This is a genomic window from Polaribacter sp. PL03, assembly GCF_033875165.1.
Classification (GTDB): Bacteria; Bacteroidota; Bacteroidia; order Flavobacteriales; family Flavobacteriaceae; genus Polaribacter.
This window is the reverse complement of the sequence record NZ_JAWZSV010000004.1, coordinates 28277-53583: the sequence shown is the minus strand read 5'-3', so window position 1 is coordinate 53583 and position 25307 is coordinate 28277. Positions and strand designations below refer to the sequence as shown.

Genomic DNA, 25307 nt, shown 5'->3' with positions numbered 1-25307 from the left:
TGTTTGTTATTCCTCTATTTTTTAAAACCTTTATTTTTGTTTACTTCTAACGTTTTTTCTGAAACTTTATCTGATTTTACAGTAATATTATCTTTAAATCCTTCTACTTTATTATTTGTTAACTCAATATTTTTACTATTGTAAAAATCAAACAAAGGTGCTTTTGGAAATTGATTTGGATAGTTTGTTGTTTGTTTAATTGTATTATTTCTAAAAACTAAACCGTCTAAACGATCTGCCCAAACAATTCTACTATTAAAACCTTCAATAATATTATTTTCGAAAATAATGTTTCTATCATAAATTTCTGTTTGATTGAACTTTTTATTCAATTTTGGTGAAACCCATAAAATAGCATGATTTGTTCCACCATGTGCACAATCTACAAAGTGGTTATTTCTAATAATTACTTCGCCAACAGCACCAGATTCATACCATTTAGAAGTTTCTCCTCGCAAACCTATAGAAGACATATCTGATGAGAAATAATTACCTTCAATCACAACTTTTAAAGGTGTTTTAATCATTGCATTTCTTGCTCTATGTTTTGTTACTCTACAACCACGCATTGTAAACACAGGGTTCCATGTTTTATTTTCTAATATATCATCTTTAGATAATGATAAAGGTATTTTATTTTTGAAGGTTAATTCTGTATATTTTTCGTTTATAAATTCTGCCTTTACAACTGTATTTACAACACCTCTTTTAGGACTTGGTTTTTGTATAAACCAAACTTCATCTCCTTGGCCAGCAAACTGAAAACCCATTTGCTCAAAATGATGTAATGCTATTCTTACAGTATATTCATTAAGAATTTCATCAACCTTAACATACGTTCCATGCACATTTGTACCATCATCTAGCATCCCTTCTATTCTACAATTTTCTACCAAAACTTCTCCTTTACAATTTGCAAAATGAGTAGCATCTGCAGTACTAGAAATATACCTATTAGAACCGTCTCTTGTATAAACACCAGAATTTATAACTTTAATATTTTCTGTTCTTTCGAATAGAAACCCCATTCCTAAAGCATGATGAATAATTACTTTATTATATACAACATCTTTACAATTTTGAGTCTGAAAAGCAGGTGCATATCTATTTAACTCCTTACCTCCTTTTGCAGCTAAAATTGCACCAACAGGTGGGTATTTTGGTAGTTTCTCATAAAATCTATAAACTCCATTTTTAAGTTTTTCTACTTTATCTGGTTTTAAATGTAAACCGAAAGAACCGTAAAAGGTTGATTTTGTCTTCGGATCGAAACAATGTGTGTGACCTAATTCATCAAAACTAAAACCATCAATATTCGGAAAAGAAATTTTCTCTTCTTTCAATTTCCAAGAATAACCATCTGTAAATGGTTTTACATCTATATAGCTTTCTTTTTTATTTGTTGCTAAAACTTCAGCTTCAAAAATGAAAGGAATATCCCAATCTATAGTAAGATTTTCTACTTTAATGTTTTTACAGTTTTCAAATTGAAAAGGCGCCATTCTTCCGTGAAAAATAAATTCAGATCCGTTTCCTTGAATTTCTATCGCATAAAAATCTTCGAAACGAAAAGCAATACTTTTGTAACCATTACCATGATTGGTTATAAAGGAGAATTTAGTGTGGGCATATTCTGGTAAAAAAGTATAAATTCCTTTTTCGAAAACAATTTTAATTTCTTTTTCAATTGCACAATTAATAGCTTCTCTTACTATTGGCGTAATGTCTTTTGTTGTATGTTTTATATGTATTATTTCTGTTGCATTAGAAAAACTGATAGTACTAAGAACTATTAAAAAGACAAGTAAAATTCTATTTCTTAAATTCATTTTTTTTTTATAAGTTAACACCAGAACCTTGTAAAGATGCATCATGACTCCACATAATTGCCCAAGGATCTTGTGTTTTTGTTTGAAATTTCTTCATTTTAGTTTTCATTTCTTCTAAAACCATTTCGAATTCTTTCTTAACAGCTAAATTGTTTAATTCAGCTGCATCTTTTTCTAAATCATACAATTCAAATTCTGGTCTAAAAAGAAATTCTTTTACAGTTTTTGGACCGAAATACTCAATGTTATTCTTGTAAATACTTTGCCAAGTAGAAGACGCCCATAAATCTGATGCAAAAGGATATTCTAATCTATATGCTATGTTCCAAATTAATTTATAATTCTTACTTCTTACAACTCTCATTGGATAATACATGGTTATTTCATGAAACGTATGAGATGCATAAATTTCATCCCAACCTTCAACTTCACTTTTATCTAAAATTGAATTGAAAGATGTACCATGAAATTGTTCCTTTTTAAAATCGATTTTTGCCATATCTAAAATAGTTGGCGCTAAATCTACCCAAGAAACCATTGCTTCATTTGTCGCGTTTTTTATATCTTTAGTTGGGTCTTTTATAATACAAGGTAATTTAATTCCGGGTTCATTAACCGTAGTTTTTGCTCCAGGAAAAGCCATTCCATTATCTGATATATAAATAACAATAGTATTTTTATCCTTACCGGTTTGCTTTAACATTTTCATTAACTTCCCAAAACCTTGGTCTATTCTAGAAACACTTTGGTAGTATTGTGCAATTTCCTCTCTCGTTTGTTTTGTGTCTGGTAAAAAAGAAGGTACTAAAACATCTTTTGGATCATAAACAATAGTTTCAACATCTTTATATCCTTCTTTTTTATTTCCAAAACTGTTAGGAACATCCCATTGTTCTGGCTCAAAAGGGTGACCTCTATGAGGATCATCTGTACAAAAATATAAGAAAAATGGTTTATCAGATTTTAAAACATCTGCACAAGCTTCTGCCATTGCTACTGTATTTCTAGGATCTGCTTCTAAAACCGTATTAAAATGGTATACTTTTTCTGGCGCTACATGATATTTACCTATTCGTGCAGTTTCATACCCTGCAGATTCCATAATTACTGGTAAAGACGTTTCTCTATCATAAGTACTAAAATGATGATAATCATGCACATGACCATAAGAACCTGTTGCATGACCAAATTTACCAGATAGAATAACAGATCTACTTGCAGCACAACTTGCACTGGTACAGTAAGCGTTTGTAAACTTTACACCTTCTGTGGCTAATTTATCTAAATTTGGTGTTTTTATAATAGGATTTCCGTAAGCACCAATTGCATCTGTACCATGATCGTCTGCTACAAATAATATAATGTTTGGTTGATTGCTTTTGGCTATTAGAGCTACTTCTTTTTGTTTTTTAGAACAACCAACAAAAATTATTGCAGTAAATATGAATAGCAGCTTTAAAGGAAAGTTATTTTTAAATTTCATTTTTATTTTTTTTTAAACAATAGAACTTTTGTTACAGAGAACTCTAATAAAATAAAAAACTGATTTAAAAGTTCTCAAATAAATTTTTATATAAGCGTTCGATTTTACATTAATAGTTCTAAAAGAATAATTACCGTTAGAAATTGTTAAAAAACCTCTTCCATTAGCAAAAACAGCATCTATCGTTTTTAGTAATAAAACACTATCATTTATATTAAAATTTTTATCTACAGGATAAGCTGAAACTAAATTTTTATTAAAATCTGCATTCCCAATAGCACTATAAAAATTAGCTTCATTGTCTATTTGAGCATAAATATTTAATGAATTAATTAAAATAAGAAATGTAAAACAGACTTTAGTTATTGTCATTATTCTTTTAGTTATGTTGTATCGTTTTTTATTTAAATCTAAAGTATGTTTAACTTATAGCATACATGTGTTTAACGATACATCTCTGGGTGTTGTGAGTAATTTTGTTAGAATTAGTAACATTACTTCACATAAAAACCTCTTAAGATTAAGACTTAAGAGGTTTTCAATTTTAATTTTTTCTTTTTCTAAAAACCAGTTCCCGGAACTTCTGGACTTTGTGCTTGCGCTTTCTGCGGACTTAAAATTAGATACGTACCCAATGCAGTTAAGGCTGCATATTTACCATAATTACCAATCTTTGTAATTGCTTCTTTACGAGAAATCTCTTGTTTTTTGTTTTGAGTATTTTTAATTTGGTTTTTCATGATGTCTTGTCTTTAAAATTCTCGTTTATTATTCTAGAATGATTTTCTTATTCAATTTACCATCTTCAGTAGTTAACTGAACAAAATAAACACCTGCAGTTAATTTTGGTAATGAAATTTCTTTCACTCCATTAGCTTCAAAAGATGAACTTAGTATTTGTTTTCCTTGAATATTAAATAAAGACACCGATGCTTTACCTTGTTGTAAACCTTCAATTTTTAAAGTGGATGCATTAGACTTAAAAATACTTACCCCTTGTAATTCTATAATATCAACAGATAAAGAACTTTTTGCTGAAGTATGTAAATAAAAACGACCTACTCCATTTAAAGCTTCAGATAAAGTAACTTCATAATTGCTGTTTGCTTTATCTAAGCGTGTAAACACTTTTTTTACTCTATCTTCTAAAAAGACCTTAATATCGATTGGTAAGTTTAAAGATTCCGCAGAAAAATTAATTAAGCCCGCTTGTACTTTTAAACCTACAGGTATTACCGTTGTTTCTAAGTTTGAATTTGGTACTATTTGCAAATCATATTTAACACCATTGTTGTTTTGTAATAGATGTGTGTAAATTTCCAAATCTGAAGATACACCTTCAAACATTTTACCATCGTAACCATTATCAAAACCTAAGGTTGCATTACTATCATACAAAATTCTAGCTTTTTTAGATATATTATTACTTTCTAGATTTAAAAATATTTCTGTTCTTGATGCTGTTTTTTGAAAAGTATCTGTAGATTCTACTGATTGAATACTTGTAGTAAATAATACATCATTTGTAGCGCTAGCTTCTACAAAAAAACCTTGTCCTGGAGCAATTTTAAAACCAGGGTTTCCCATTGAAGTCTTCGTGTCATAATTACCTGTTAATTGATTAAAAACCCAAGCAGTTTCTGAATCTAAATCTAGTGTTTCTGCACTTAAAAAAGTAGCTCCGTTTATAAATGAAGGAAAAGGATTTCCTAGTGCATTAAAATTAGTGCCAGAAGTTCCTCCCATTTGTAAAGTTACAGGCACATTTGATGTTTGCATGGTTCCTGTAAAATAAATATCTTGACTTGACTGTAACTTAACAGTATAACCAGATCCTGAAGCAAATGTATCTGTAACATCATCTCCATCTTCTCCATCTAACAGACCTTCTACATAATACGCCCATCTATCATTAACATCTGCTTCATTATTTTTATAAGGTGCAATTGCTACGTTTTGAGCATTTCCTGCACCAGTACCAAGTGCTAATGTTGAATTTGTATAAAAATCTACAATACTCTGCCCCACAACTGGTGAAGAAACTAAATACCAATTTGTTGTTCCTAAATTTCTCTTATAAGTAATATTTCCTGTAGAAGTACCATTAACTTTTAAACTTCCACCAGACTCTATACTTAAACCATTGTTTGTAGTTAAATTACCTGTAATGTCTAGAGATTTATTTGGTTCAATTCTATAAGTTGTATTAGCTGCAATAGTAATATCTAAAGCAGATGTAACAGCATGCTCTATATTTATACTAGCATTAGCAGTTGTTGGTATAGCACCATCTACTGTAGTTCTTGTTACAAAAGAAATTTCATCAATTTCCATTTTAAAGGTTCCTGTAGAAGTGTCTCCTCCTGTTAAAAAGAAAAACACATTACTTACTCCTGTCCAGTTTCCTTCTCCACTTAAATCAAACCAATAAGTTTGCCAAGTATCATTTGCGATGATAACTTCAGGAGATGTAATATTACCATTTCCATTATTCACTCTAAATTTTTTAGGCTCAAATCCCGTTTGTGCCTTATACACAATTTTAACCCAGCTATTAACAGAATTAATAGACATACCTGCATGAGAAAGAGTTATTCTTGATGCTGCTTTACCTACAACTGTAGTCATTTCTAGAATACCTGTATGTCCTTCTGTAGCTGCTTTTTTATAGGTCATTGTAACAGATGTAGCTTGATCTTTAACATCACCTACAGAGGTGTCAAAAGTAAAATGTTGGGCATTAATACTTAAACCTAAAAAGAAAAAGCATAAAATAAAAAGTTTCAAACTTTTTTGTTTTGTTGTTTTCATAATAAATTGATTTTTGAAATTATTCTACGATTAGCTTTTGTGTAAAAGATTTACCTTTAGATATTATTTTCAACAAATAAATACCAGATTTTATATTTGAAGTATCTACTGTATAATTAACAGATTTTGTAGTAGTTGATATTATTTTTGATCCTAAAATAGTATACAAGCTAATTTCTCCACCTTCCAAAGTATTAACTTGTAATTTCTTTGAAACAGGATTTGGATATATATGAACGCCTTCTAATGTGTTTTTTTCTACACTTAAAATAGACGAATCTCCAACTTGAATTCTATCTACCTCTATAACTCCGCTTATAAAGTTGGTTCCATCTTCTACAAATTGTAACCTTAATTGTAAACTACCAACCCAATCTGTATTTCCACTAGGCACATCAATTACATATTGTTTTACAGATGTATCATTTGCCGAAATAGTTATATTACCTACAATTAACGTCCCACTTTTTTTTAGCTGCATTGTTGTTGCATTAGTAGCATTTTTAAGTGTAATTATAACTCTAGATAATTCACCAGCAGAACCAACATCTACAGCATTTTTTCTAATTTGAGTATTGCTACTTGCTCCAGACGGAGTCACTTTTAAAAAACCTCCTTCAACCACAAAAGAAGAGCCACCTGGTAGTAAAAATCCTTCTTCATCAGTATCAAAATTAAAATCTCTTGGTGTTTGTGCGTAAAATAATGAGCTTATTGTTAAAACAATAGCTAGTAATAATCTTTTAAGTATTCTTTTTTTCATGTTTGTTATATTTAATTGATTTGCTTTCAAAGCAACAACTAAACACCATAAAAAAAGAGGTTTATAGTAAACAAGAAGTGTCTATAAGTATAAAATAATAGTAATTAGGGGCCTAAGAAGTATGTTCTTCGTTTTTTTCTTCACCAAACTTACTTGGTGAAACATTGTACATTTTCTTAAAAGTTTTAGAAAAATGATGTCTGTTTTTAAAACCTGTCATTGCAAAAACTTCATTTACAGACAATCTTTCTTGAGATAATAATTGAGCAGCCTTTTTTAAACGATACGTTTTTAAAATTTCAAAAGGTGTTTGATTAGTAAGTTCTTTTACTTTTTGATAAAAATGTGTTCTATTTAAATACAATTCTCTTGCAAGACTATTGATGTCGAAATCTTGGTTATCTAAATTTTCTTCAATAATACTATATAGTTTTTCTAGAAAAGCATTATCATTTCTATTATTTTTATTGTTTTCTTTTGTTAAAGGAATACCAACTTGAAACCTTTCTCTTAACTGTTTTCTATTAATTAATAATGCTTCGATATTAGTTACTAAACGCTGTACATTAAAAGGCTTTTTTATATACGCATCTGCACCATCTCTTATACCCCTAACATGATCTTCTATATTAGATAACCCGGTTAATAAAATAACAGGAATATGACTTGTTTTTAAATTTGATTTGATACTTATACATAAATCTAACCCATTTAAAACTGGCATTTGAACATCGCTAATAACAATATCTGGCCACTCATTTTCTAAGGCATCTAAACATTCTTTACCGTCTCTAAATACTTTAATTTTAAAATATTTAGAAAGAATATCTGAAACATAATTTCTCATTTCTAAATTATCTTCAGCATAAAAAATTAATGTATTAGAAAAATCGCTGCTTATTTTTATATCTGACAAAACTTCTTTTTGTATAAAACTTTTATCAATTGTAACTTCTTTCTCTTCAGGTAACTCTATAACTTCATCTACAATTTCATCTTCCTCAATTTGTTTTTTTGCTATTGGTAGTTGAATTGTTATTACTGTTCCTTCATTAATTACACTTTCTGCACTTATATAACCATAATGCATTTCTACTAATTTTTTAGTAAAAGCCAAACCAATTCCTGAACCAGAAATGTGTTCTTTTTGTATGGATTGAGATTGATAAAAACGCTCGAAAACGTGCGATAAATCTTCTTCCTCTATTCCCATACCAGAATCGGTAACAGTTATAATTAAATCTTTTTCATCACTTCTATATTCAATTTTTATAGTGTCGTTTGGTTTAGTATATTTAAAAGCATTACTTATTAAATTATTTATTATTTTTTGAATTTTATCTTTATCTGCAGAAACAATAATATTTTTCTCTATTGAGGAACAGCTAAATTCTTTGTTATCTTTTTTCGCTAAAAAGTTAAAATCTTTTGCTAAATCATCTACTAAACCATTAAAATTAAATCTAGAATAATTCATTTTTAAAAGATTAGCATCTGCTCTTCTAAAATCGTGAACTTGATCTACTAGTTGCTGAATTTTCTTAATTTGTCTTTGTACTAAGCCTAACTTTAGAGAAACATCTAGGTTATTTTTATATCTATTTGAAAGAATTTCAATAGGACTTGAGATTAAAGTTATAGGCGTTTTAATTTCATGAGAAATATTAGAAAAGAAACGTAATTTAGATTCGTTTAATTTTTTTGCAGTATCTGTTTCTAATTTTTCTATTTCTACTTTATGTTGTAAAGATTGAATTTTAGTAATTGAATAAATAATTGCATAAATTAGTAAAAACAATAATATAGCATATAATAAATATGCCCAGTATGTTTTCCAAAAAGGAGAGGTAATAATTATTAACAGTTTATTGGGCTCTGTCCATTCATTTAAAGAATTCGAGGCCATGTAGCTAAACTCGTATTTACCTGGTTGAAGACCACTATATCTAATATTATTTTCATTTGAAGGTAATTCTACCCAATCTTTATCTACATTAGACAGTCTGTATCTTATGTTATGATTTTTAGGATTTGAAAAGTGAAGGCTTAATAACTCGAATGAAAAGACATTTTCATTGTATTTTAATGTTATTTTTTCTTGTTCAGAAATTCTTTTAGAAAGTAAAACTCTTTTATTTATCGTATCACCAGGATGTATCAGTTTGTTAAAAATATTAAAATTATTTAAGTATATTTTCGGTAATTTTTCATCCTTTATAATATTTTGTGGATTAAAGTAAGTAAAACCATCTAATCCGGAAAATAGTAAAATACCATTATCTAATTTTTCTGATGCAAACCAGAAATCTTCAAAAGGCAAACCGTCGGCTAAATTAAACCTTCTAAACTTTTTACTTTTTAAATCAAATTTATTAAGACCAATGTTAGTAGAAACCCAAAGACCATGTTCACCATCAAATAAAATACTTTTAGCGGCATTGTTAGATAAACCTTCTTTTTCTGTATATGAAATAAATTCTAATGAAATTTCGTTTTCTAAAACTTTGCAAATACCACCATTTTCTGTACTAAGCCATAGCTCTTCATTAGGCAATCTAACTATAGAAGTAACAAAATTACTTAAAAGAGAGTTTTTCTTATTTTCATCTTTTGTGTATTTACTTATAATTTGATCTTTTAAAGCTACATTATTTTTATTTTCTACTCTGAATAAACCTTGCCTAGAACCAATCCAAATATAATTTTTAAAATAATCTGCATAAACATACCTAACAGGTGCTAATTTGTTTGCTTTAAAAAAAGAATTTGATTTTAATTCTTCTATGTCTTCAACATTACTTTTGCTATTTAAAGTTATTTTAAAAACATTGTTTTTAGTACCCGCCCAAATATTTCCATTTTGGTCTTCACTAAAAGATCTAAAGATAGCCTTCTCAATATTTCTTAAAACTTTATGTTTTATTTGTTCAATCTTTTCACTTCCTTTTCTAACAAGAAATAAACCAGATTTTTCATTAACTTTTAACCAAATGTTTTTTTTGCTATCTACAAAAGCACCACTTAGTTTAAAGTTTTTAGGAAGTGTAAAAGGTAACGCTTCAAAACTTTCTGTAGAAGTATTATATAAACCTATCTCACCAGAAAAGTTAACAATAATAACTTTATCTATATCATATTTTGAGATAAAACCAACTCCTACAGGAGATATTATATGATTTTCTTTTTTATTTTTTCTATGTATTTTAAATACATTTTCTTTACTATTAAATTGGTACAAACCTTCATTAAAAGTACCAACCCAAATATTATTATTAGAAGAAGAAATAATACTACTTATTCTTAACCTATCTAGATTATCTGTAAATACTTTTTCTTTATAATTAGTTATAAAACCTGAATCTAAAAAGGACTTAAAATTTTCTAATTTAATAATACCATTATCTATAGTACCTAACCACAAATCACCTTCTGTATCGAATTTAATACTTTTAAAGTTATTCTTTGTAAGCAACTTTTTTCTTAAAACAAATCTATTTTTTTTATTTAAGTTAAGAATAGCTATACCTGCTGTAAGTGTAGTTATAAAAGTAGAATCATTAACTTTTACAATAGAACTAGCGGCATCAATTTCTAATGGAAGAATTCTATTAGTTATTAAATTTTTCTCTTTTGTGTATAAATTAAGACCTTTTGAACTTGCGAAAACAATAGTGCCATTATCTAACTCTAGCGCATCATAAAACATTATATCTTTTAAAAAAACATCTTTTTTAAACAGGTTTTTTAATAGATTATAATTAGCATCAAAAACCAAAACACCACTTCCTTCTGTTAAGCAATAAATTAGGTCTCCTTTTCTTGTTATGAGAATTTTTCTAATAATTGGTCCGCTACCTTTTTTATTAGATTGCTTGTTTGTGAATGCCTTAAAAAAAGTTTCTTGTTTAGTATTGTAAATTGTTAATCCTTCATCAGTACCAATCCAAATATTTTTATTTTTATCTTCTGCTAAAGCTCGAACTCTGTTACTTGTAAGAATATCTATATCTGTAGTATTCTTATAGGTAATTAAGTTTTTTCCATCATACCTATTTAGTCCGTCGTAGCTAGCAATCCACAAAAAACCATCAGAATCTTCTAAAATTGACGAAACACCATTATGTGCTAACCCGTCTGATATTGTTATTTTTTTTACATATTCTATATTTGATTCCTGAGCATCTACTTTTAGTATACTTAGAAACAAAACCGTAAACAATATAATAACTTTCTTCAATATTTGAATGTATAAAAAACTTAATAAAAACAATTAATATACAAAAGTATTCTCTAACAGAATTGCTTTTTACTTATTATACATTAACTAATTCTTTTAATCTATTCGCTGCAATTTCTGCTGTAATATCTCTTTGTGGAGAGCCAAACATTTCATAACCAACCATAAATTTCTTTACCGTTGCACTTCTTAATAATGGTGGATAAAAACTCATATGCCAATGCCAATGAGAGTTATCTATTCCATTTGTTGGTGCTTGATGTATTCCACTAGAATAAGGGAAAGAAGTATTAAATAACTTGTCATACACTTGTGTAATTACAGAAATTGCTTGTGCATAATTTTTTGCTTCAGTATCTGATAGTTCTAAAATACTCTTTTGAGATTTTTTAGGAGCTATCATAGCTTCAAAAGGCCAAATTGCCCAAAAAGGAATTAACACTACAAAATCATCATTTTCAAAAATAATTCTTTCTTTTGCTTCTAACTCTTGTTTTAAATAATCTCCTAAAAGGCTCGAATTATTTTTAATGAAATATTCTTTTTGATTCTTGTCTTTTTTATCAACTTCATTTGGCAAAGTAGATTGACTCCATATTTGCCCATGAGGATGCGGATTACTACACCCCATTACTGCACCTTTATTTTCGAAAATTTGCACATAATTTATCGCTTCATTTTCTCCTAAAGTAGCATACTCATTTTGCCAAGTGTGCACCACTTTTTTAATGTCTTCCACTTCCATTTCTGCCAAACTTTTAGAGTGATCTGGACTAAAACAAATTACTTTACAAATACCTGTTTCACTTTTTGCTTTTAATAACCCATCATTTACAGAAAAAGAAGGCGAATCTTTTTGAAGCGCAGCAAAATCATTAGTAAAAACAAAAACATCTTTATAATCAGGGTTTATTTCACCGTTCATTCTTTTATTGGTAGCACATAAATAACAGCTTTCGTCATAAGCTGGTCTTTTTTCATTAGAGATTTCTTCATTCTGACCTTGCCAAGGGCGTTTTGCTCTATGAGGAGAAACTAAAACCCATTCTCCTGTTAAAATATTAAACCTTTTATGTGAGTAATCTTGTAAATTATTATTTTCCATTTTATTTTTTTTAGTTGATTATTTTACCAAATGTGTTCCTTCAGAAAGTGCTACAAAATAGACAGAACAAGGTGTATTAAATTTATTTTTATATGCTTTTGATGCAGAATCTGCAAAAGCTTTTGATTCGCTTTTTGCAATTAAATTAATAGTACAACCACCAAAACCACCACCCATCATTCTAGCTCCTAAAACGTGCTTGTTTTTCTTTGCTTGATCTACCAAAAAATCTAACTCATCACAACTTACTTTATATTGATGTTGTAAGCCATTGTGAGAACTATAAATTAAAGCACCTAGCTTTTCTAAATCATTCTCTTTAATTGCTTTTGCTGCTTTTTGAGTTCTTTCTATTTCTTGAATTACATATAACCCTTTCTGATAATTTTCTGGTGTAACTTTATCTATTATACCTTCTAAATCTTCTTCCGTAGCTTCCCTTAATGTTTCTATATTTAATAATTCTGCAATACTTTCACATGCAGATCTTCTATCATTATATGCACTATCAGACAAACTATGTTTTACGTTTGTGTTTATCAACATTAATTCATGATCTTTAAAATCTATTTCAAAAGGAATTGCTTCTATTGTTTTACAATCTAATAACAAGGCATTATTTTTAACACCAAACATACTTGCATACTGATCCATAATACCACACTTTACGCCCACATAATTATGCTCTGCTTTCTGTGAAATTAATATCATTTCTGTTTTAGTTAAACCTAAATTAAACAATTCATTTAAGCCAAAAACTACACTATTTTCTAATGCTGCTGATGACGACATACCAGCGCCACCAGGTATATTACCTTTAAAAATAATATTAAAATCTCCTATAATTTTATTTCTATTCTGAATTTCTGCAACAACGCCAAAAACGTAATTTTCCCAACTTCCTTCTTTAGACGGTCTTAATTTATCTAATTCAAATTCTACAGTACTATCTAAATTTAAAGCAATCGCAGTGCAACTACCTGTATTACTTTTTTCAACAGCAGCTGCAATTCCTTTGTCTACTGCAGCAGGAAAAACAAAACCTCCATTATAATCTGTATGTTCTCCTATTATGTTTATTCTTCCAGGAGAAAAAACAAGTAAAGGTTCTTTTTTAAATTTTTGTATAAAGGCTGTTTTTACTTCTTTTATTATTGCTGCACTCATATTTGTAAGTTTAGTTGATATTAATTTTTACTTTCCAAGTTAAAGAATAGGTACTATTAGGCTCTAAAACCTGTAAACCAATCTTATTATTAAAACTATTAGAAATACCTGTCATTGGCTCAATAGCAATTAACGGTAAATCTTTAGGTGTATACATTTGCAAAAAGTTATCTTTTGCATTTGATGTTATTTCTAATTGGTAATTAGGCGTATTAAAATCAATTCTATTAGAGTTTAAAATAAAACAATCATCTAATTGTTTGTCTTCAATTTTAAATTCTGAATCACTTTTATATTCAATAATTTCTTTAGTTATTAAATTTTCATTGAACATCACTTTTTTATCACTTTTAAAATTTAAAGAACTTGTCTTTAAATTATCACTATAAAAATATGGATGCCAACCTAAAATAAAAGGAAAGGAATTATTGTCTGTATTTTTTATGGCTACAGTAAGGCTTAAATCTTTTGCGGTTAAAGTGTAGGTTAAGAAAATGGTGTATGTAAAAGGAAAACCTTTTACCTTTTTATTTTCATCATAGAAAAGTGTTACAGAACATTTATTTACACCAACATCTTTTTCTTTAAATTGAAATTTCTTATCGAAAATTAAACCATGTAAGGCATTTTCCCTACCATTTTCATTACAATTAAATTGATGTTTTTCATCTTTAAAAGAATACTTCCCGTTTTCTATCCTATTTGCAAAAGGGAACAATATTGATGAAGCAAAGGAGTTTTTATACTCAAAATTAGAAAGATCTTTTACAACTTTAATGTTGTTAAAAGTAAGTCCTTTAAGCCTTCCTCCTTCATTTAGAGAAATTATTGCTTTGCTACTTTCATCTGTATTTTTTAACTCTAAAAAATTTGAATCTCCATTAAATATTGTATCAACTTTAAACATTTTACAACGATTTTCTTTTAATAAAATTACTAATATTAGCCATTCTTAGGTCTTCATTATTCAAAATCATATGAGCTAATTTTTTTCCCATTAAATTAAAATTTGTAGAAATAGTTGTAATACCATCTGCAACAACTTCTTTTAGGATAGTATCATTAAAAGAAATTAAACCAATTTCTTTTGCTAAAACTAAATTTTCTTGCTTAATTTTTTTTATAATTCGAATCAAATTTTTATCATCTAAAACAAAATATACTTCTCCTTTTTCTGGAATTCTATCATTTAATGAAGTAATAATTTCGTTTTTAATATTATTTTCTATGCAAAACTTCTTAAAACCTTTTAAAATTCCTTTGGGTTGTTTTTCATCAGAAAATAATAATATTAATTTGTTATAATTCTTTAATTCTTTAATACCGTCTAAAAGTCCGTTATAAATATCTATCTCAAAATTTTGATAAATTGCTGGATATTCAGAAAGTTCTTCTGGAACTTGATCTAAAATATACACTTTGTCTTTGGGCAAATTCTGAACAACATCTTTAGTGCCAATTAAATTTGCTGGCATAATTACATAATGACTATAATTACCTAAATTATCATGTATCAACTTACTAAAAACCTCATTATTAAAATGATGAAAAAAAATATCTACCTGATTATCATCTCCTAAATTCTCTAAAAAAGAGTTATACAAGTCTTCTTTAAAAGAATTTAATTCATCAAAAAGTAAAAATATTTTCTTAGCAACATCTACATCTTCACTATAAACATAGTATCCTTTTCCTACTACAGAATTAATAATGCCACGATTTTTAAGTTCATTAAAAGCCGTTAAAACAGTATCTCTAGAAAGAGAATTCTTATCTTTAATAGTATTTAACGATGGTAACTTATCTCCTTTCTTCAAAAGGCCATCTGTAATAGCTTTTTCAATAGAAGTAACTATTTGTTTATACTTAGGTACTTTAGAATTTTTATTTAGTAACACAATCTCCATTTTACAAATGTATAACCTTTTTCCACAAAAAACAACTAGTAGGTACTGGTAGTTTTTAATATAATTTTCACTATTATTGTAGTGTAATAAAAACATTAATAATGAAAAATAAAATAATAGTTACGGGTGGTTGTGGTTACATTGGTTCTCATACAGTAATAGAACTGATCGAAAATAACTTTGAGGTTGTAATTTTAGATGACTTATCTAATTCTACTGAAGAAACTTTAAGTAGAATTGAAAAAATTACAGGAGTAAAACCCACTTTTATAAACATCGATTTGAAAAATGAGACTAAAACCAAAGAAGTATTTAGTAATCATAAAGACACAAAAGCAGTAATACATTTTGCTGCTCATAAAGCTGTTGGCGAATCTGTTCAAAAACCTTTAATGTATTATAAAAACAACTTATATTCATTATTAAATACACTTTCTGCACAAGTAGAAAATAATATTAATGGCTTTATTTTCTCTTCATCTGCAACTGTTTACGGTACACCAGAAACCTTACCAATCACAGAAGAAAATGAAACACAACGTCCTTTTTCTCCTTATGGAAACACTAAAAAAGTAGCAGAAGAAATTTTAGACGACCTTATAAAATCAAATCCAAATTTTGCTGCCATTTCATTACGCTATTTTAATCCTATTGGCGCACATGAATCTGGTTTAATTGGCGAATTACCAAGTGGAATTCCAAATAATTTAATGCCTTACATTACACAAACTGCAGTTGGCTTAAGAGAAAAATTGATGGTTTATGGTAATGATTACCCAACTAAAGACGGAACACCTATAAGAGATTACATACACGTAGTAGATTTAGCAAAAGCGCATGTTTTAGCAGTAAAAAGAATAATTAAAAAAGAACAAGAAAAAGCACTTGAGATTTTTAATTTAGGAACAGGAAATGGCTTTTCTGTTTTAGATGTGATACATTCTTTTGAAGATGTTACAAACTCTAAACTTAATTATGAAATTGTAGAAAGAAGAGCCGGAGATGTACCAAAATTATATGCCTCTACAGACTTAGCAAAACAAAAACTAGGATGGACTGCAAGTAAAACCTTAAATGAAATGATACTTTCTTCTTGGAACTGGGAACAGAAACTAAGAAATAAGACAAAGTAAACTCATTTCTCTTTAAAAATAAGACCAACTCTAAAACAGGAAGATGTTATTAGCTTATTTTTTATTTAACCTTTTATGATTAAACAAAAAATAAGCTATACAAAACACTATAGCTTTTAAAAGAATACTTCAGATTCAAAGAAAATTTTTCTAATATATAAAAATCTTCAAATCTTATTATTAAACACTTTGTAAAAAGAACTATTTAAATTAAAAAAAATCTGAACATCATACTACTAAAACCTTAGTTATATTTTTTCACCAAACAGATTAATATATCTATCCTTAAAAAAAGTTTAGAACAACAAAAAACCTTACTATTTCTAGTAAGGTTTAAGTGAGCCCTGAAGGATTCGAACCTTCGACCGCCTCCTTAGAAGGGAGGTGCTCTATCCAGCTGAGCTAAGAGCCCGTGGTTTTAAAGTTGCTACGTACAACTGTGTCGGGGTGGCAGGATTCGAACCTGCGACCTCCTCGTCCCAAACGAGGCGCGATGACCGGGCTACGCTACACCCCGAGTAAATAAAATTGCGGAGAGACAGGGACTCGAACCCTGGCGACAGTTACCCGTCGACAGATTAGCAATCTGCTCCATTACCGCTCTGGCACCTCTCCTATTAATGAACTTACCGCAGTTGTTTAAAATTGCGAGTGCAAATATACTACTACATTTCGATTATTACAAGATGTTTTTAAGTTTTTTTCATCTTTTTTTTATTCAGGATACTCAACCCTTAAGTGATAGATGTTTAGCAATTTTTTCTTTATCACTTTTTTAATAGTCTCTATTTCTTTAAATGTAATATCAGAATTTAAAAACTGATTGTCTGACATTTGTTTTTCTATTATTTTATCTATTAAATCACTGATAGATTGCGCCGTAGGTATCTTTAAACTTTTAGAGGCTGCTTCGGCAGCATCACACATCATTAAAATTGCTGTTTCTTTAGAAAAAGGATTTGGACCTTGATATTGAAATTTTTTAACATCAACCTCAGTATCTGGGTTCATTTCTTTTTCTTTCATCAAAAAATAATAAGTTGTACTTGTACCGTGATGCGTTCTAATAAAATCTATAATTCTGTCTGGTAGATTATATTTTTTAGCAATCTCTACCCCTTTTATAACATGATCTGTAATTATCTTTGCACTGTCTCTTGGAGATAGCTCGTTATGAGGATTTACGCCTGTTGTTTGATTTTCTATAAAATACATTGGGTTTGCCATTTTACCTACATCATGGTATAAGGCTCCTGTTCTAACCAACATAGAGTTTGCTCCTATTTCATTTGCTGCTGCTTCTGCTAAATTTGCAACTTGCATAGAGTGTTGAAATGTACCTGGAGCTTTTTCATTTAGTTCACGTAGCAATTTAGAATTGGTATTAGAGAGTTCTAATAAAGTTACATCAGATACTAAACCAAAAACTTTTTCGTAGATGTATATTAGAATTATTGCTAGAAAAGAAAGCAACCCATTTGCAGCAAAAAGCATAAAATAATCTAAGTTAATTTGCGACGCATTACCTTCTTTTATAATAGAAAAAGCAAAATAAGTTACCATATAAATACCTGTAATTTGTGCTACAGAAATAAACAGGTTTGCTCTTTTGTATAATTCTGAAACCGTTAAAATGGTTACAATTCCCGCAATAATATGAAGGTAAATAAATTCGAAACTATTAGGAACTACATATCCTAATAAAAGTACTGTAAGAACGTGAGTAAACAAACCTAAACGTGCATCGAAGAATGCTTTTAAGATAATTGGCAAAACACTTAAAGGTACTACATATAAATAGTCTGAATTATATTTTATAACCAATGTTTGAATAAAGATCATTGAAAAAACATTGAAAAATATAAAAGTTACTTTATTATTATTGTTGTAAATCTCAACTCTATTTTTTTTAAGAAACAGCAGTAACATCAACAAAGCTAAGGCTACTAAAATTGTGTATCCAAAAATAATCCAATTGTAATTAGATTCTGTCCAAACAGTAGATTCAGATTCGCTTTTTAAAGAGTTTAAAATAGCTAATTTTTTTCCTTCAACAATATCTCCTTTTAAAATAATTAATCCTCCAGATGAAACTTTTCCTTTTGTGTAGGATATATTTTTAGTTTCATTTTCTATTACTTTATTAGTAAAATCTGCATCATAAGTAACATTGGGTTTTATAATTTCAGAAAGTATATTAAAAACCTGCTTACTTCCAAAACTCTTAAAATTATTTTCTACGTTTTTACTTATAATATTTAAAACTTCATTAGAATTATAAAGCATCTTAAAAGGAATATCTTTTATTACATTCTCTTTTCTAATAGCTATTAATTCGTCTTTATTTCGAACTCTATCTTGGCTAATTACTTCTAAAAAACCAACTTTATATATCTTGTCTATTGTATTTAAACCAATACTTCTTAAAGATTTCTTCTCTTCAATAGTTAAAGAATCACTTAAAATTGCTGCTGCAATTCTTCTTTCAAACGTACTTCTTACTTCATCTACAATAGTATTTTCATATGTAAAATAGAGTTTCGCATTTGCATCAATTTGTTTTTTCTCTATTTTAATTTCTTCTTCAGATTTCTGAACTGCAAAATCAAAAGGTGCATATAAATTATCGTATTTCCATAATTGACCGTTATTAAAATCATACTTAAATTGACCTCCTTTTGGAAACAAATAGACAATAGCAACTGTTGTGATTAAGAATAAAATTACTTTATAGATGATCGTGTTATTTTGATAGAGTTTATTTACGAAGTTGCTCATGTTTATTATCTTGTAGCTACAAACTTAGTGCAAAAAAGTTAAGGTTAGAAATTCAAGCGGAACAATCCTATAAAAATTGATTAAAAAAGATTAATTTAGCAGACAATCTTATATCAAAAATAAACTCAAAATAACATATGAAAGAAGTAGTAATTGTATCTGTTGCAAGAACACCAATTGGAAGTTTTATGGGAAGTTTATCTTCTATACCAGCAACAAGACTTGGTGCTGTAGCAATAAAAGGAGCTTTAAATAAAATAAACTTAGCGCCAGAAATGGTAGAAGAAGTTTTTATGGGTAATGTTGTTTCTGCTGGCTTAGGACAAGCACCTGCAAGACAAGCAGCTATTTATGCTGGCATTCCCAACACCGTACCTTGTACAACTGTTAATAAAGTATGTGCATCTGGTATGAAATCTATAATGTTAGCCGCACAAACTATTGCTTTGGGTGATGCTGATATTGTTGTAGCTGGTGGAATGGAAAACATGAGTTCTATACCTCATTACCAACATGCTAGAAATGGTTCTAAATTTGGACCAATTACCATGGAAGATGGTATGCAGAAAGATGGCTTAGTAGATGCATATGACAAAGTAGCTATGGGTGTTTGTGCAGATGATTGCGCTACTGAATATAATTTTTCTAGAGAAGACCAAGATAATTTTGCAATACAATCTTATAATCGTTCTGCTAAAGCTTGGAGTGAAGGAAAATATAGTGATGAAATTGTACCCGTAGAAATTCCTCAAAGACGTGGAGATGCTATTATCTTTTCTGAGGATGAAGAATACAAAAATGTAAAGATGGATAGGATTCCTACTTTAAGAGCTGCTTTTACTAAAGAAGGAACCGTAACTGCTGCAAACGCTTCTACAATAAATGATGGTGGTGCTGCCTTAGTTTTAATGTCTGCTGATAAAGCAAAAGAATTAAACATTACTCCTCTTGCTAGAATAAAAGGATATGCAGATGCTGCACACGAGCCTAAATGGTTTACAACTGCACCCGCAAAAGCATTACCTAAAGCATTAGCAAAAGCAAATATTTCTATTGATGATGTAGATTACTTTGAATTGAATGAAGCATTCTCGATTGTTGGTTTAGCTAATATGAAGCTTTTAAACATTACAGATAACAAAGTAAACGTTAATGGTGGTGCTGTTTCTTTAGGACATCCTTTAGGTGTCTCTGGAGCTAGAATTGTTATAGCCCTAACATCTATATTAAAACAAAACAATGCTAAAATTGGTGCTGCAGCTATTTGTAATGGTGGTGGTGGTGCTAGTGCAATGGTTATAGAAAGAATTTAAATTTTAAAAACCTTTATCTATTTATGCTTTTTGGCATTTGCAACTTAAGTATTGTTCCTTTAAGAGCAGAAGAGTCAGACAAATCAGAAATGGTGAGTCAGGTTTTGTTTGGTGAACATTTTCAGATTATTGAGAAGCAAAAGAATTGGAGTAAAATTCGTTTGCCTTTCGACAGTTTTGAAGGTTTTATAGATAACAAACAGTATCTAGAAATTACAGAAGATTCTTATACTTTAATCTGTAATGAAACACCTACTTATTCTGGTGAAATTTTAGATTTTGTTACCAACCAAAAAAACGAACTAACAACAATTGCTATTGGCTCTCAGTTGCCTTATTTTAATGAAGGAAGACTAAAATTAGGAAACCTTAATTATTCTTATGATAATACTGTTTACCATGGCATATCTAGTAAAAGTGATATTTTAAAAACAGCCTTTACTTATTTAAATACTCCTTTTTTATGGGGCGGAAAATCTCCCTTTGGTATAGATTGCTCTGGTTTTACTCAAATAGTATATAAACTTTGTGGTTATAAGTTATTTCGAAATGCAAAGGAGCAAGCTAAACAAGGAGAAGTCTTAAGTTTTATTGAAGAAAGCGAACCAGGTGATTTAGCTTTTTTCGACAATGAAGAAGGAGAAATAATTCATGTAGGTATTATTCTAAATGATTATAACATTATTCATGCACATGGCAAAGTGAGAATAGACACTTTAGATCACAGTGGTATTTTTAATGCAGATCTTCAGAAACACACACATAAACTAAGAGTTATAAAAAAAATAATATAAAAAAAATCCGAAACTCTAAAGTTTCGGATTTTTTTTATGAGAATTAAAAGACCTACTGACCTCTTAATTCTTTAAAGATTGGTCTTAAAGCATCCGCTTCTTTTACCATCTCTAATGTATCATAAATATTTAAAAGTGTTCTAACAGTACCTTCTGATCTCTTAATATTATCTGCTTTTACTAAATAAGGTAAAGCTTGTTTATACAATTCTTTTTGCTTGTTTTGTAATTCATCATACTTATCGAAATTAGATAAGTTCTTATTCATTTCTTCTACAATTTCTTTTTCTTTCGAAAGCATAGCAACAGCTAAGTTCATATAAGCATCACCATAATCTGGTTTTAATTCAATTGCTTTATTGTAGTACTTTACTGCAGCTTCAGTTTTACCTTGGTTTGCATTTACAACACCTAAATTAAAAAATAAAGTAGGGTTTGTAGGATCTAACTTCACAGCCTCTTCCATTAAAGCACCAAACTTATCCATCTTATCAAGCTTAATGTATAATTGAGCTTCATTTAAAATTAGGTTAACATCTTTTGGGTTTGCTTTTCTAGCTTCTTGTAAAGCAACAATTGCCTCTTCGGTTTTACCTTGGTTTACCAATATGTAACCAATATTCTTTACAATTTCTGCTTGTTTAGATTCTAATACTTTATCAGTAGGTGTAGTATATTGACCTGCTTTTACCATTAAATTTCTATTAGACAAAGTACCTAAATTTTCTACTTCACCAGACGCTTTATTTACTGCTAAATACTGAGTAGTAATACCAGTATAACCAACATCTTTCAACTCCTTATAATACTTTAAAGAAATATCATAATCTTTAGATAAAGAAGCACTAATTGCTGCATTATATAAAAAACTAGTGTCTTTCGGGCTTAACTTATACGTTGCATAAAAATTATTTTTAGCATTGGCATAATCTTTAGCATTGTACTGCTCTATTGCTTTAGTAGAAACAAATTGTACTAAATCATTTAATTTAGGTTTTGCTTCTTTAGTATACTTTTGTTTACCAATTTGTTTTTCATATTCGAAAAGCTTGTTGTAAGCATCTGCTGCTTTTTCAACATTAGATTTACCATATGCAGAACCTCTTAAGAAATAATATTTTGCTTTATACTTTGCATCCATAGTAGCTTCCATACCTTCTAGAGACTCTATGATTACTTTAGCTTCTTTAAATTGTCCTTTTTTAATTGCTTTCTCAGCAGACTTTAATTCATTCTTTTGACCAAAAGCCATTACAGATACTAATCCTAAAGAAAGCGCTAATATTTGATTTTTCATTTTTAAAAAATTGTTTAATTTATTATTGTTCTTGATTTTCATTTGAATCATTTTCAATTTCCGTGCCATTTTCTGTTTCGCCTTCAATTTCATCTTCTTCAACTTCTTCTTCGTGAGCTACTTTTGCTACTGCAGCAATACTATCTGAATCTTTAATGTTAATTAAACGAACACCTTGTGTTGCACGCCCCATAACCCTTAAATCTTCAACTGCCATTCTAATAGTAAGTCCAGATTTGTTAATAATCATTAAATCGTTAGAATCATCTACATTTTTAATAGCTACTAAGTTACCTGTTTTTTCAGAAATATTTAAAGTTTTAACACCTTTACCACCTCTATTTGTTACTCTATAATCTTCTAATTTAGAACGTTTACCATATCCTTTTTCAGACACTACAAGAATATTACTTTCCATGTCGTTTACAGCAACCATACCAATTACCTCATCATTTTCATGCTGTAAAGTAATTCCTCTTACACCAGAAGCAGTTCTACCCATTGGGCGCGTTTTTGCTTCTTCGAAACGAATAGATTTACCAGATGCTAATGCTAACATTACTTGGCTATCTCCTGTTGTTAATTTTGCTTCTAATAACTCATCACCTTCTTTAATAGTAATTGCATTAATACCATTAGTTCTTGGTCTAGAATATTGCTCTAAAGAAGTCTTTTTAACTTGACCTTTCTTGGTTGCCATAATTACATAATGGCTATTAATGTAATCTTCGTCTTTTAAATCTTGCGTTACTAAGAATGCTTTAACTTTATCATCTGGTTCTATGTTGATTAAGTTTTGCATTGCTCTACCTTTAGTGTTTTTTCCACCTTCAGGAATTTCATAAACACGCATCCAAAATACTTTTCCTTTCTGAGTAAAGAACATCATATATTGGTGGTTTGTTCCCACAAATAAATGTTCTAAGAAATCTTCATTTCTAGTAGTTGCTCCTTTTTGACCTCTACCTCCTCTATTTTGTACTTTATATTCTTCTAAATTTGTACGTTTTAAATAACCTGCATTAGAAATAGTAACAACAACCTTTGTATCTGGTATCATGTCTTCTATTCTCATGTCTCCACCAGCATATTCTATAATAGAGCGACGTTCATCTCCATATTTATCTTTAATATGAGCTAATTCGTCTTTAATTATTTGATAACGTCTTGGTTCGTTTGCTAAAATATCTTTTAAATCGATAATTGTTAACATAATTGCATCATATTCTGCACGCAATTTGTCTTGCTCTAAACCTGTTAATTGACGCAAACGCATTTCTACAATTGCTTTTGCTTGAATTTCTGTTAACTCAAAACGTTCAATTAATTTCTCACGAGCTTCGTCTGCATTCTTAGATGCACGAATTGTAGCAATAACCTCATCTATATTGTCTGATGCTATTATTAATCCTTCTAAAATATGTGCTCTAGCTTCTGCTTTTTTAAGATCAAATTCTGTTCTACGAACAATAACTTCATGTCTGTGTTCAACAAAATAATGAATAAGCTGTTTTAAGTTTAACTGCTCTGGTCTTCCTTTTACTAATGCAATATTATTTACACTAAAAGAAGTTTGTAATTGTGTGTATTTAAATAATTTATTTAATACGATATTAGGAATTGCATCACGTTTTAAGATGTATACAATACGCATTCCATTTCTATCAGATTCATCTCTAATATTAGAAATACCTTCTATTTTTTTATCATTAACAAGTTCTGCAGTTTTTTTAATCATTTCTGCTTTATTCACTTGGTAAGGAATCTCTGTAACAATTATGCACTCACGTCCTTTAACTTCCTCTACAATAGCTTTGGCACGCATTACAATACGTCCACGACCTGTATGAAAAGCATCTCTTACACCATCATAACCATAAATAATTCCTCCTGTAGGAAAATCTGGCGCTGTGATGTGTTGCATTAACTCATCTATTTCTATATCTCTATTATCTATATAAGCAAGTGTACCATTAATAACCTCTGTAATGTTGTGTGGCGCCATATTAGTTGCCATACCAACAGCAATACCAGAAGCACCATTTATTAACAAGTTAGGTATACGAGTAGGTAAAACTGTAGGTTCTTGTAAAGTATCATCAAAATTTAAACGATGGTCTACGGTATCTTTTTCGATATCAGCCAACATGTCTTCTGATATTTTTTGCATTCTAACCTCTGTATAACGCATTGCTGCCGGAGAATCTCCATCTACAGAACCAAAATTCCCTTGCCCATCAACCATCATGTAACGTACACTCCAGTTTTGCGCCATTCTTACCATAGAATCGTATACAGAAGTATCACCATGTGGGTGAAACTTACCTAACACTTCCCCAACAATTCTTGCTGATTTCTTGTAAGACCCGGTTGCTTTAATTCCCAATTCGTGCATACCAAATAAAACTCTTCTATGAACTGGCTTTAAGCCATCTCTTACATCTGGTAATGCTCTTGAAACAATAACTGACATCGAGTAATCGATGTACGCAGATTTCATCTGCTCTTCAATGTTAATCGGAATTACCTTTTCTCCGTCTGCCATATATATTTTCTATTAATAATTAGTCATTTTTTTAAAACAAGGCAAGATACTATTTCTAGTGATATTTACAAAGATTTAGGCCTTTTCAATTAAAGAGAGTTATCAACATTTATTAATAATTTTTATTCCCTTTTTATTTGGCTGA

The 25307-nt window shown here is 29.3% G+C and carries 17 protein-coding genes and 3 tRNA genes; 3 read left to right on the top strand and 17 right to left on the bottom strand.

The window, feature by feature from the left end:
* Window positions 1–14 precede the first annotated feature (14 nt).
* From SHK09_RS09080 to SHK09_RS09030, 11 genes are all read right to left on the bottom strand, one after another.
* Window positions 15–1829 carry a right-handed parallel beta-helix repeat-containing protein gene (locus SHK09_RS09080; protein ID WP_319810461.1) on the bottom strand — a complete coding sequence of 605 codons (1815 nt, stop codon included), beginning with the start codon at window positions 1827–1829 and terminating at the stop codon, window positions 15–17.
* A 7-nt stretch (window positions 1830–1836) separates the two neighbouring features.
* Complete coding sequence (locus SHK09_RS09075; protein WP_319810460.1) at window positions 1837–3312, bottom strand: sulfatase; 1476 nt, start codon at window positions 3310–3312, stop codon at window positions 1837–1839.
* 12 nt (window positions 3313–3324) lie between these two features.
* Window positions 3325–3684, bottom strand: a complete 360-nt coding sequence (locus tag SHK09_RS09070; RefSeq protein WP_319810459.1) for a hypothetical protein — start codon at window positions 3682–3684, stop codon at window positions 3325–3327.
* 188 nt (window positions 3685–3872) lie between these two features.
* Window positions 3873–4052, bottom strand: a complete 180-nt coding sequence (locus SHK09_RS09065) for a hypothetical protein (RefSeq protein WP_319810458.1) — start codon at window positions 4050–4052, stop codon at window positions 3873–3875.
* 28 nt (window positions 4053–4080) lie between these two features.
* The gene (locus tag SHK09_RS09060) at window positions 4081–6123 is read right to left on the bottom strand and encodes a T9SS type A sorting domain-containing protein (RefSeq protein WP_319810457.1); all 2043 of its coding nucleotides are present in this window, start codon (window positions 6121–6123) and stop codon (window positions 4081–4083) included.
* 19 nt (window positions 6124–6142) lie between these two features.
* On the bottom strand, window positions 6143–6886 hold the full coding sequence (locus SHK09_RS09055; RefSeq protein ID WP_319810456.1) for a T9SS type A sorting domain-containing protein: 744 nt from the start codon (window positions 6884–6886) through the stop codon (window positions 6143–6145).
* Window positions 6887–6998: 112 nt separating this feature from the next.
* Window positions 6999–11123 (bottom strand): two-component regulator propeller domain-containing protein, encoded by a 4125-nt coding sequence (locus SHK09_RS09050; RefSeq protein WP_319810455.1) that lies wholly within the window; start codon window positions 11121–11123, stop codon window positions 6999–7001.
* Window positions 11124–11199: 76 nt separating this feature from the next.
* Window positions 11200–12228, bottom strand: coding sequence for a UDP-glucose--hexose-1-phosphate uridylyltransferase (locus tag SHK09_RS09045; RefSeq protein ID WP_319810454.1), 1029 nt, complete (start codon window positions 12226–12228; stop codon window positions 11200–11202).
* Between the two features lie 18 nt (window positions 12229–12246).
* Entirely contained in the window at window positions 12247–13395 is a 1149-nt protein-coding gene (galK, locus tag SHK09_RS09040) for a galactokinase (protein WP_319810453.1), read from the bottom strand.
* A 10-nt stretch (window positions 13396–13405) separates the two neighbouring features.
* The gene (locus tag SHK09_RS09035) at window positions 13406–14302 is read right to left on the bottom strand and encodes an aldose 1-epimerase (protein ID WP_319810452.1); all 897 of its coding nucleotides are present in this window, start codon (window positions 14300–14302) and stop codon (window positions 13406–13408) included.
* A 1-nt stretch (window position 14303) separates the two neighbouring features.
* A complete protein-coding gene (locus SHK09_RS09030; protein ID WP_319810451.1) occupies window positions 14304–15302 on the bottom strand; it encodes a GntR family transcriptional regulator in 999 nt (332 codons plus the stop codon).
* Between the two features lie 101 nt (window positions 15303–15403).
* Here SHK09_RS09030 and galE point away from each other — a divergent pair, with 101 nt between their 5' ends.
* Window positions 15404–16435, top strand: a complete 1032-nt coding sequence (gene galE, locus SHK09_RS09025; protein WP_319810450.1) for a UDP-glucose 4-epimerase GalE — start codon at window positions 15404–15406, stop codon at window positions 16433–16435.
* Between the two features lie 338 nt (window positions 16436–16773).
* Here galE and SHK09_RS09020 read toward each other — a convergent pair.
* The 4 genes from SHK09_RS09020 to SHK09_RS09005 form a co-directional block, all read right to left on the bottom strand.
* A tRNA-Arg gene (locus tag SHK09_RS09020) sits at window positions 16774–16847 on the bottom strand.
* A gap of 30 nt (window positions 16848–16877) precedes the next feature.
* Window positions 16878–16952, bottom strand: a tRNA-Pro gene (locus tag SHK09_RS09015).
* A 14-nt stretch (window positions 16953–16966) separates the two neighbouring features.
* Window positions 16967–17050 (bottom strand) — tRNA-Ser (locus SHK09_RS09010).
* A 99-nt stretch (window positions 17051–17149) separates the two neighbouring features.
* Window positions 17150–19213 (bottom strand): HDIG domain-containing metalloprotein, encoded by a 2064-nt coding sequence (locus SHK09_RS09005; protein ID WP_319810449.1) that lies wholly within the window; start codon window positions 19211–19213, stop codon window positions 17150–17152.
* A 137-nt stretch (window positions 19214–19350) separates the two neighbouring features.
* On the opposite strand from SHK09_RS09005, the gene SHK09_RS09000 reads away from it, so the two are divergent.
* Together SHK09_RS09000 and SHK09_RS08995 are read left to right on the top strand one after the other, a co-directional pair.
* A complete protein-coding gene (locus SHK09_RS09000; protein ID WP_319810448.1) occupies window positions 19351–20526 on the top strand; it encodes an acetyl-CoA C-acyltransferase in 1176 nt (391 codons plus the stop codon).
* A 23-nt stretch (window positions 20527–20549) separates the two neighbouring features.
* The gene (locus tag SHK09_RS08995; RefSeq protein ID WP_319810447.1) at window positions 20550–21320 is read left to right on the top strand and encodes a C40 family peptidase; all 771 of its coding nucleotides are present in this window, start codon (window positions 20550–20552) and stop codon (window positions 21318–21320) included.
* A gap of 52 nt (window positions 21321–21372) precedes the next feature.
* Here the strand turns inward: SHK09_RS08995 and SHK09_RS08990 are convergent, their stop codons facing one another.
* Window positions 21373–22617 (bottom strand): tetratricopeptide repeat protein, encoded by a 1245-nt coding sequence (locus tag SHK09_RS08990; protein ID WP_319810446.1) that lies wholly within the window; start codon window positions 22615–22617, stop codon window positions 21373–21375.
* A 22-nt stretch (window positions 22618–22639) separates the two neighbouring features.
* Window positions 22640–25162 (bottom strand): DNA gyrase subunit A, encoded by a 2523-nt coding sequence (gyrA, locus tag SHK09_RS08985; protein WP_319810445.1) that lies wholly within the window; start codon window positions 25160–25162, stop codon window positions 22640–22642.
* Window positions 25163–25307 lie beyond the last annotated feature (145 nt).

Excerpts from the sequence above, each read along its gene's own strand:
- SHK09_RS09065 (WP_319810458.1), bottom strand. The coding sequence starts at position 4,052 with ATGAAAAACCAAATTAAAAATACTCAAAACAAAAAACAAGAGATTTCT.
- galE (WP_319810450.1), top strand. The coding sequence starts at position 15,404 with ATGAAAAATAAAATAATAGTTACGGGTGGTTGTGGTTACATTGGTTCT.
- SHK09_RS09070 (WP_319810459.1), bottom strand. The coding sequence starts at position 3,684 with ATGACAATAACTAAAGTCTGTTTTACATTTCTTATTTTAATTAATTCA.
- SHK09_RS09000 (WP_319810448.1), top strand. The coding sequence starts at position 19,351 with ATGAAAGAAGTAGTAATTGTATCTGTTGCAAGAACACCAATTGGAAGT.
- SHK09_RS09080 (WP_319810461.1), bottom strand. The coding sequence starts at position 1,829 with ATGAATTTAAGAAATAGAATTTTACTTGTCTTTTTAATAGTTCTTAGT.
- SHK09_RS09055 (WP_319810456.1), bottom strand. The coding sequence starts at position 6,886 with ATGAAAAAAAGAATACTTAAAAGATTATTACTAGCTATTGTTTTAACA.
- SHK09_RS09060 (WP_319810457.1), bottom strand. The coding sequence starts at position 6,123 with ATGAAAACAACAAAACAAAAAAGTTTGAAACTTTTTATTTTATGCTTT.
- SHK09_RS08990 (WP_319810446.1), bottom strand. The coding sequence starts at position 22,617 with ATGAAAAATCAAATATTAGCGCTTTCTTTAGGATTAGTATCTGTAATG.
- SHK09_RS09045 (WP_319810454.1), bottom strand. The coding sequence starts at position 12,228 with ATGGAAAATAATAATTTACAAGATTACTCACATAAAAGGTTTAATATT.
- gyrA (WP_319810445.1), bottom strand. The coding sequence starts at position 25,162 with ATGGCAGACGGAGAAAAGGTAATTCCGATTAACATTGAAGAGCAGATG.
- SHK09_RS09035 (WP_319810452.1), bottom strand. The coding sequence starts at position 14,302 with ATGTTTAAAGTTGATACAATATTTAATGGAGATTCAAATTTTTTAGAG.
- SHK09_RS08995 (WP_319810447.1), top strand. The coding sequence starts at position 20,550 with ATGCTTTTTGGCATTTGCAACTTAAGTATTGTTCCTTTAAGAGCAGAA.
- galK (WP_319810453.1), bottom strand. The coding sequence starts at position 13,395 with ATGAGTGCAGCAATAATAAAAGAAGTAAAAACAGCCTTTATACAAAAA.
- SHK09_RS09030 (WP_319810451.1), bottom strand. The coding sequence starts at position 15,302 with ATGGAGATTGTGTTACTAAATAAAAATTCTAAAGTACCTAAGTATAAA.
- SHK09_RS09005 (WP_319810449.1), bottom strand. The coding sequence starts at position 19,213 with ATGAGCAACTTCGTAAATAAACTCTATCAAAATAACACGATCATCTAT.
- SHK09_RS09075 (WP_319810460.1), bottom strand. The coding sequence starts at position 3,312 with ATGAAATTTAAAAATAACTTTCCTTTAAAGCTGCTATTCATATTTACT.